The 10048-nt window shown below is 52.5% G+C and carries 2 protein-coding genes; both read right to left on the bottom strand.

Annotated features, from left to right (window positions below; all coding sequences use genetic code 11):
• Positions 1–761: 761 nt before the first annotated feature.
• Positions 762–5690 (bottom strand): hypothetical protein, encoded by a 4929-nt coding sequence (locus VMJ32_00935; protein ID HTQ37559.1) that lies wholly within the window; start codon positions 5688–5690, stop codon positions 762–764.
• 40 nt (positions 5691–5730) lie between these two features.
• Positions 5731–10011 (bottom strand): hypothetical protein, encoded by a 4281-nt coding sequence (locus tag VMJ32_00930; GenBank protein ID HTQ37558.1) that lies wholly within the window; start codon positions 10009–10011, stop codon positions 5731–5733.
• Positions 10012–10048 lie beyond the last annotated feature (37 nt).

Below are 10048 nucleotides of genomic sequence, written 5' to 3'. Positions count from 1 at the left end.
GGTTAGCCCTGGCGCGCCGTCATCGCCGCCACCCGCCTGGCGACTGTCAAATTGAGAGTCCACCGAGCTGCATTCTCGTCTGGCATCCAATCCTCGGGATTTGCCCCGGGAACAGCTTTCGCGGGTGATACTTCGACGACCCAAATGTCTGGGACGTCGAAATAAAGTTGGCCGTCTGCGTGCCTTCGGCCCCTTCGAAGGCAAATCCCTTACGTAGGGTCATTACTGCCGCTTACGTACCGAGCTGCCAAAACCAAATCGTGGTGGCGCTCGGATAACTAGCGTGGACTGCATCTGTGCCATTCCAAAAATCTATATGCCCGGTTGCCTGTCCGAGATTTCCCTCGAAATACACGATTCCTTTCCACGCGGGGCGATGAGCCCAGGTTGACGCGTCAGGGTTACCTCCATTTTGGACGTTGCAAATCCGCGCCATACCGTCTGCGTTCCGGACTCGTTTGTGCGGGCAATAATTCACATTCGTCGCTGCTGGTAGCGAGTAACCGGCCTGAATGAGCGCATCGGACAGATTCAGAGCACAACACAAGAAACCTTGGCATCCATTGAACGGACAACCTGGCTGACTGCAGCCGTTATTTCCAAAATACTTAATGGCATTACTATATGACCAGTCAGTTGTCGACATAAAAACTCCTTCTGCACTAGGTACAACATGAATGCCAAATGCGACTCGCACCAAAACTCTCCCAATTACCTTTGTCGATTCAGGTCAACATGTGCTGCTTGTGTGGATCGCGTCGTCATAGCAAGATGTCGCACTTGAAGCCCCGCGGTGTCTTCACCATGGGCTGCTCCTCCAAACCTTCCAGTGTTGTCACGGGGTGGTACTCGAACTCTTCCACAAACAACCGGTATTGTATCTTTTCGCATTTCTTTAAAGGCAACGTAACCGACCAGGTACCGAGGTCGCCATTTGGAATGGAGGGAATTTCGTGCATTAGTTCGTCGGAGCAAGAATCAGCAATTTGCACGTAGCTAGCCTGCCGGTCCGCCACGCAAACCTGCCGCAGCACGCGCAGCCGCATCCATGGAACGTCAGTCATATGACGCACCTTGTCTAACAGTTCTTGATTCTGTCCAGGAGGGGGAAATGCCGGAGCGGCAGGGGAACGACGATTGTAGGCTGGCCCCGTGATGGTCACTCGAACGCCGTTGTCCGTCCATTCTGCTTCTATCAGACGGGTTGGCGGCAGTTGCACAGGGTCCACGATGACCTGCGAAGAAAGCGTTTGATCTGCCCGATCGTCATTGCGCGACACGGCGTGGGGTTGAAAGCGAACCAGCGACAGCCGAATGAAAGGTGAATCAATGTCAGGCGGCTGGATATCCAAATCCACGAACCTCTCGCCTGTCTCCGAATCAAGCTCCGGCATGTAACCCAGCACAGAAACGTTCGTCACTTCAATATCGGGGTTGGCGCTTTGCAGGCTGGGAATCTCGAAGGGCAAAGGTACGCGATCACGTTTTTCCACCCAGCCTGGCTGAACCACAATTCCCATCGGATCCTTAATTTGCGGATTGAAGTAAGACGGCGAGATCACTGGCTGCAACTGGCCGGCATGGGTCGTTGGATCCACCGCCCAACTAGTCACTTCTTTGAGAAATTGTTTACCAACCAGATCGTTTAGATTGATATTTAGCCGCCGGACAACATCCGACCTCTGAAACTCTCCGTTAGATAAGCCATAACTCCTGTAGTTCCATTTATGATAGGCATGTGACGCATTTTCTGGATCGACAAGGTCTTCCGGCAGGAAGACGACTCCCAATAATTCACCTTCGCCACTGTCAAACCATGTGCGCTTTTTGAGACGGATGCGCAGTGACCACGAGAGCTCGACGACGGTCTTTGACGGCTCTTTGCAGTGTTCGATACGGCGACTAATAAGCTCAACCGGCGGCGTGCACAACTCTGGTTTATGAGGACGTTGCGTGGCGGGTAACCAGATAACGCGCATTTCATCTTCATAAAGGTCCCAATTGATGCAATTAAGCGAGAAATTTGCGGACTCAAACTGTGAATCAGGAGTGAGCTTGCCGTTTCCATTGTTCCGGACAGCTGTTCGAACGTATTTTGGGTAGCAATTTGCGAAACGCGAGACGCCGCTTAGGCGAATTCCCAAACGCATGGCTTTGGTGCCGAGCGTGAAATGAACTTTGCGCAGCGTTTTGTCCTTGTCATCGCGGCCGAGCGAAAACAAAGGTTGGTCATCGCTCAGCACCGGCGGTTGAGTGCCTGGGGGTGGGGCAGGCAAGGTCTCAGGTAAGTTAACCGCCAGAGGCGTAAATTCTCGGACAACCTGCACCGGCTGGTACTGCCACTTTTTATCTTTCAAGGTCAGGCAGGTTTCATCGTCGAAGTTTCTCCACACCGCCTGAATTTTCAATAGCGAAGTTGATCGTCGCCGCACATCGACCCAACCGGCCAAATAACCGACATCTCCGTCAGCTAGATCGGCGTCTTTGGGTGGGAAGCCCTCCTGATCCACGATCGTTTCCCATGTCTTTTCAGCGGTACTAGCTGGCAGGCGAGTCATCGTGAACGGTTCGACCAACAAATCTTGTGGATCGGCCGCTTGGCACGCTGGTCCCTGATGGAATTGCGGCGCATTGAGAGGTTGCCTGACTGCGGTCAAGATTCTGAATCGCGTCACGTCGCAAGCCAATTCGGAGCGTATATGCTGGAGACATTTCAAAAGCTCGTCGTCAAAAGCGTCGGCGGCTGCCTTGGTTTTCCTCGCAGCGGGGTTAGATGGATCCGGTTCTGCTTTGTAAATGGCAGTCGATGCAGCCTGCAAAAGCTGGCTCTGTCGGAACAATCCCTTGTGGTCTATATCAAGACACCAAAGGTCGACTTGAATCTCGTCACCCAATCCAACTTCAATGGTGACGACTTTCATTTTTACTCCATTTACCCCGCCGATGTTCTTCTCCGTGATAATCGGTGACCCGTCCTTATTGGTGGCAAATCGGGCGCCACGTATCGAGGGTTGTAGCTGACACTCGATCGCAATCGGCATCGCATCGTTCGGTTTCGCATCCGTTGACCAGAAATCGACTAGCAGACTTCCTGGTGGCAAGTCTTTGCATGGGATACCATCTCGACTCAATGAGATGGCAACCGTCCTGCCCCGAGCGTCACAATAATAGGGATGAGGAGGAGCATTCGCCCAGTCTGGACAACGCTTGACTACGGGTCCGAAAGCAGAAGGCGATTCCCCTGGTTGATAGCCTTTGCGCGCCGCATCATTGACGTGGCCGACAACTGGTAGTTGACCAAGTTTGTCGAGCTGAATATTTCCTAGTGCCCCAGGCGGCACTTTGGCGTCTGATTGATCGAATTGTTTCTGCAGCTCGGCAACTTCGAAGGTGATGCGGGGAGGAACCAGGACGCGATATGCAACCGTGGGACCTTCAGCGCGCAGCACGACCCGATCGATTCGTTGCTGATTTTCCAGATCACCGATGGGCCAATTGACCAAGGGGTCATCCGCTCGGAAAGCGAGCTCCGGTGCGCCCACCGGCTCACTTTGTGTAAACACAGCCGGACATTCGTTTTCGTTCTGAGGCGAACATCCATATTCGGATGCGGCTCGAGACTTAAATTTATCGTACAGACCCCCTTCACCCAAGCAGTATTTATTATGTAACGAACCCAGACTTTCCGCCTGCTTCGAATTGAATGTCGGGCCGCCGCCATGCCGAAAGTAAGCGCGCAGAGCAAACCGATAACCGTCGCTGGCTCGTAAAACTGGAACCAGACCCAGATCGTCGTTCGGATCCACAGGTTCATAGAACGAATATTCCACGGTCAGGTTTAGGTCTCCGTCCACCTTGGTTTGGCCACTAGCCTCTAGGCCCTCGTTAGGAGGAAGATTATGCCCCGGAAGACCAAGTGACTCGCCTGTCCACCTCACCAAATCATCGCCTCCGAAAGGCACGACGTCTCCCTGGTCCGTGGGATCGCTATTCGGGTCCGTGGGCTTTTGATCGATAGTGCGAACAAGGGTACTGTTATTTCCTTCGTCGCGATGGCGAAAACGGCTTTGTTTCCAAGTAGTCTGGTCGTGCTGCTGAGTTTGATCGCCGGGTTTAGGGGTGGCATCAAGAGGCTTGTCCTCGGCACCGTCGCGGTATTTGTATTGAATGTCGCGCGCCATCGCAGACGCCCAAATGCTTTTCTTATTCGTGCTATTCGTACGCTCGATATCGACACGATACCCAGTCAATAAATTTTCTGCATAAAACCGTGCGTCGTCGTCGCTGGAATCGGCTGCAATTGTCCGCGGTTTAGGGGACATTACTTTATGTGCGACTTTTACCAAATTACGCAGCTCGTCCTGTGCAGAAGTGTCAATCAGTTCGAATCCCGGCGCAAGGAGTGTTTGCGGCCGATCCTCGACGTGGTCCGCGGTACTTCCTTCTTGAAGCGCATTTTTCTGCTGGCTAACCTGCGCATGTTCGCCGCGCATGGCACGTGTTACATCGATCGTGCGCAACAAGTAGCGAGTGTCTTGACGTAGATTAAGAAAACCACGATCGAAACTCTTATCGTTCCTTTCGTTCCATTCATCAATCGACGCCGGCAAAAACGATCCCTCGCCGCCGTTACCTAGAACAAAACGGTAGGTGCTCGGCCGCCAATCTGATTCAACCGGTTCTTGGGCCGGTGCATCTTTTTTGACAATTTCCGCATACAGCTCCCCTACCTCTTCGTCATTAAACAGGTCTTTGCAGGCAATGTCGAAATTCAACGAGAGCCCAACTAGTGTCGCCAAACGCGGGTGCGACGTCAGTCCCAGGAATCGGCCGCTTGCGCGGTTCTGCATTTCATCATCACTCCTTAAATGGCCGTAATCACCCTTGGGCGGTGGCGCTTCATAATAGGTAGCGGTGTTGTGCAGCAAAAAAATATTGCGGAGTTTGTCGTCCGGATTGCCATTCGCATAGTCAGGATTTCCAAGATAAATCCTATTCATGTACTTGGCGTGGTCTCCATCGATGAGCGGCCCGTATAGAGAGCTCCGGTTCCCCCAAAATTTATTCTTGGCTTGCCGATGACTCTGAATCCATTCGATCCGATGCTCTAATGTCATTGGCGGCGAGACGTCAGTTCGAGCGCGTTCCTCAACTCGCTTCTGGACTAAAGTCTGCCAAGAGTCTTTCCATAAGGTAACGTGAGTGTCAGCGAAATTTTTGTGCCAGTCCGTCAAATAGGGGACCATCGCCTGACTTAATCGGAAAGGGATTTTTCCCCTCATTAGATTTCCATCCGCCTGCGGCACGGATCGTTTTTCTAGCGATTCATGGAGGCTGTCGAACAGCAGCGAAGATGTCACGGAGTCCGTCATCACGAGTTGCCAAACCGCATCAGCCGCTGCGTCATTCTTGCCGACGTTGCTTCTAACGATCTTGACAGACGTCCAATCCGATTCTCCCTTGGCTCGCTTCCACACGCGAACCTCGTACGGGCTTTGTTTTGAGGGATCGGAATCCAGTGCCTGGCGAAGGTCCCTTGGTAGCGTGTCCAACAGGACGGTTAGACAGTTCGGCTGCTCGTTATCGACGGCACGCAATTCAAGTTGCACACACAGATGGAGGGTTAGGTCTTTGCCCTCAAGAGTGAATCCATCGGCAAGAGGCACACAATCGATCGCAACCAGATTCATAAAGTCACCGTAAGTAAGCTGGGTCCTGTTACGTCACGTGCTAGACCAAAGCGAGATGTCTGCGATACCCTCTCCAGTCAGTCTGCTTTCGCGGAGTATTGACGATCGTCTGTGGTTTTTCTTCATGCGGCAAGTTGCCCCCACGATAAAACGCGACGTGTTGCATTGGGGCAGAGCCCTTGCCCTCAATGCGCTTACTCGCCGTGATTGAAAATTTGGCCGACAGAAAACCAATCGAAAAAGAAAACTCAAAAGTGGCCGAACCCGCCATGGCACCGCCATTTTCTTGACGGATGCGAATTTCCATGTTGACAGCAACGCCGAAGCAGGCGATGTGTCCCTGCCCCATGGCCCTCACAAACCCTTCAAGAATCCACGCATCGTCATAGCTACAAAGATAGATTCCCGCCGTCACGCTGCCGTGAGCCGACAGGGGGCCGATCGCAATGGCGACGACCGCGCCAAATTCAAATGAGATTTCGAACCCAACGATTCCCTTGGCATTGGCAATTAACCCGACGAAGCCACCTCCGCCATATGGAAAGAAAGAAATCAAAAATGGCTTATCACGGCTTGCAAATGAAAACCGAAACAGGGCCTGACTTCCATCGAAGGGCAAGAGCATCGACACCGACATGCCGATGTTTAGAAACGACATCGCGCCGAGGGAAATCACGTCTTGAGAATAGCGATACCCGACCTCAACCGCGGGTGGGAACGGCGACAGCGTGACATACAGGCCGTTCCCGCCAGGATTGAAATACGATCGGAGCGCGTCGATAAACTCCAGCTCCTTGCCGATCGCAATGTCGCCAATTTGCACATTGAAAGTGCTGCCGCCATTCGTCGATGTCTGAAATTCAGCGCCTTTGAATCCAACGGTGATCAGATCGAAGGCGTCCCCTAGCAAATGAATCTTGAAGGGGGCTACTAGGCCGGCCGCTTTGGCTTCTCGCGTGCCGGCTTTTAAGTCCACCTCCACTCGGGCAATTAGCAGTAAGTCGTTGTACTTGGCATGTTCGGGCGTAATGCCAAACGGATTCACCAGGTCGTTCGTCTTCGTCTTCCTGATATCCATGGCTTCATCAGAATGATCCATCAGAAAAATTGGATCGCTCTCCGGAAAATCGCCGAGTGTGGTGTCCCAATCGTAGGACTGTGAAAACTTCGTCGGCACGAGCTGGAGTAGTTCTGCTTCAAGCACAGCGCGTAGCGCAGAAAAATCGACCAGGGCGCCCAACTGACCGTGCAGCAGTTGCTGCATGAGGCGCGACAAAATGCGCGCGGCTTTCACCAAGCCTGGCTCACCTGCGGTCCACTTACTGACCAAGCTCGAAACCGAGGTCACCAGCGCATCGAATTGGTACGGTGGACCTTGAAGTGCATAGATCTTATGAAGAGCCTGCGCATCGTCATCAACGAACTTCTGCGCGTCATCGAGCGATTTGAGACCAGGACTGGCAACGGTAGTAAGCAGTTCCGCGACATCACTGCCGTTTCCCTTTAACGCGTTCTGAAGCTTTATCAAACCTCCATCCACAGCGTCATATAAATCGCATGCCACTTTGACCAGATCAAACAACGGTGACAGCAGCGGCCTTACCACGAGCTCGAGTTGTTGCATTCCTTGCAATTCGATGGCCACCAGGCCAGCGGTCGTGGCGCCGATGATTTTGCGCTCTTGCTCGTCGAGCGCGATAACTGCCGCGTGAAATGCGTTCGATATCTTGTCGGGATTGCAATCCTCGATCAACTTTTCCAAACCCGTTACAAGATCTGCGCCGTCAAATGCCTGGGTTAAATCGGTAACAAGATTCGGGAAAAACGTCACCAGATCGTTCTGAAACACCTTCAACGCATCGGTAACATTATTTTTCACAAGGGTCATCGCTGCCGCTTGTGTTTCCGTAGCGATCTGTTTTAGTGAAGTGACGACATCGGACGTTCCGCTGTCGGCGGCGTGCATCTGCAGGATTGAATTGAAGTATTTCAGCGCATATGCGGCCGCTAGTGCCAATTCCTGTAATCCATCGAGAAGTTGTCGCCGTGCAGTAAGAGTTGCTTGTAAATCGTTCAGTACCTTCGTGGCGTTTTCCGGCGTAGCCGAGTTAGCGAGATTGTTAACGTCGGTCGTAAAGGAAGAAATCGCTACGAGAAGGGCTTTAGTCGCCAAATCAACTCGTCGAGCACTTGCGCGCACGCGCGCCAAACGGGTCAGCGACTCTGTGCGAACTGCATCCGGTACTTGGCTTGAGATCTCGGCCGATAACAGCTGTGCGACGCGAGCCGCGAGGGTATCATTTAAGTTCGCAGGTAACTTAAAGAGATTGCTTTGAACGATGTTGGCCAGAACCCCATTGGCACCGTCCAACTTCACCGTATTCGCCAGCGCTAAGAAAGTTGCCAACGGTTGTATCGTCTCTGCCCATCCCTGAATACTTGACAGCAACTTCGCGATGACATCTTCCAGCGTTTGCTGAGCGAGCGTCTGAAGGGCATCTGAAAGACGCTGAACAGCTGGGGCCAGTTGTGCTACGATTGCTTCAGGGACCTGCTTCCAAATCAGTTTCGACTCGTCTGAGTTTGGATTGCTCAGCTTCGGCAAAGCCGCTTTCATATCATTGACATAGCTGTCAATGTTCTTGATTTCCTCAGGATCAAGCGTAGCCGACTTCTTATGCCCCAGTAGAATAACGATGGCTTCGAGCTCTACCCTGCGCAGCGCCAAGCGACCATTGAGGCGCAAACTTTTTCGATTGGCTCTTTGGCGTTTTTCCAGATCGACTTTCGTATCCCTCGATTCGTCTAGCTGCTTTCTGAATTTGGCATCCAACGCTTTAGCTTCAGCGTAAATCTCATGGATGACAGCCGCGAGCACGTCTTTCAATGATTGCTTTAGCCAATCCTCAATCGTTTGTTGAACTTGACTATATAACTTCTCAGCGATCGACTTGGCCGTCGCGCCCCCGCTTAATAATTGACTGACATCAACCTTGGATAGGGGATCCAGTTTGTCCACTAAATCCACCAGCGAGGAACTGCCGGGCGCGACACCCCGTTGCAATCCACTTCCTCGCAGCAGCCGATCGACCACCGAGGCGTTACCGCCGGCGAACGCAGTGGCCAGTTGCCGTGTCACTTCAATTCGCGACCAAGTGATCAACCCCTTGACCGTGTTGACCAATTGCGCAATCGGCGCTAATGCCTGGAGCAGCGGAGCTGCAAATGCCTCAAAATAAGGCGTGCGCTGAAAGCCATCGAGCGCTTGCTGTGGATTGCGCAGTACGTCAACGGGCGACACCGGACCAAAAATCGCCTGAAATACTAAGGTGAGCTCATGTGTAGAAGTAAATTGAGACTGTAACGCATTGAAAGGAGTCAAGACATTCTGGATCACAAAGTCTTTCAAACCATCCGCAGTGGAATACTTTTTAATGAGCTCGACCGTGTCTCGAATCTTCTTTATGTAGTCTTGTAACTCAGCTGGCATGGGGTTCTTCACCGTGTCTTCGATGGCCCCCAGCAGCTCGCGACCTCGTGAAATGAGTTCGCCAATTAGATTGACATCGAGTTGGGGCGTAGCAGCGACCTTATTCGAAACGTCTTCCAGTGCAGTCATCCGGCGAGATAGTTCCGGATAGAATTCTGCCAGGGGATCCTGGCTGTCACTCCAAAGTTTTTTAATGTTTTCGTTCGCGGTCGTTTGAACCGTTTCCAGCGCTTTGGACAGTTGAGCCGCCGCGTCTTGAATTTTTTTGGCGGCGTCCCCAAGAACTTCGTTCGAATAGTCTTCTACTTCCTGCAGTTGCGGAGCAAGTTCCATGGCGACAACGCGCACCACGTCCTTGAGCGGGACGATGCCGAGCAACTTTGCATCCCCTAATCCCCCTCCTAAGAATTCAGCCGGGTCGAAACGTCCGGACTCGGCAGCCCCGAAATCGCACAATCTTCGATCGTTAGCGCTCGGCGCCCCATTGGTCGCGGCAAGCGCGCGGTTGCGGGATTTCATAGCAGCAACCGAGCCATTGCCGGCAGTCTTATTTGATTGTGCTTTTGGCCGGCCCCCCACCATCCCTTTCTTTCGAGATACTGCCGCCAGGCGTGCGTTCGGCTGGGCAACTCCCCCCGCACTTTGCCCTTGCCCTGTGAGGTTCAAATCAATTGGCGGACTGTATACGTCCAGAAAAATCTCCGACGGATTTTTTGTCGCATCTAACTCATTCTCGAGGTAAGTCTGGTTGAATCCTGTTTCGATAAGACCTTGGTCGCTACCTAGCAATCGGTTCAAAGACTGCATCTTGATGTATGCAGTATCAACCAAGGGATAGAATGGAGGTTGGTCAGCACCTTCCATCAAT

The sequence above is a fragment of the Pirellulales bacterium genome, assembly GCA_035499655.1.
Taxonomy (GTDB): Bacteria; Planctomycetota; Planctomycetia; order Pirellulales; family JADZDJ01; genus DATJYL01.
The sequence above is the reverse complement of the archived record's forward strand: the minus strand, read 5'-3'. Positions and strand labels throughout refer to the sequence as shown.

What these genes read in the sequence shown, in the direction of transcription:
- VMJ32_00935 (HTQ37559.1), bottom strand. Translation starts at nt 5,690, where the DNA reads ATGAATCTGGTTGCGATCGATTGTGTGCCTCTTGCCGATGGATTCACT.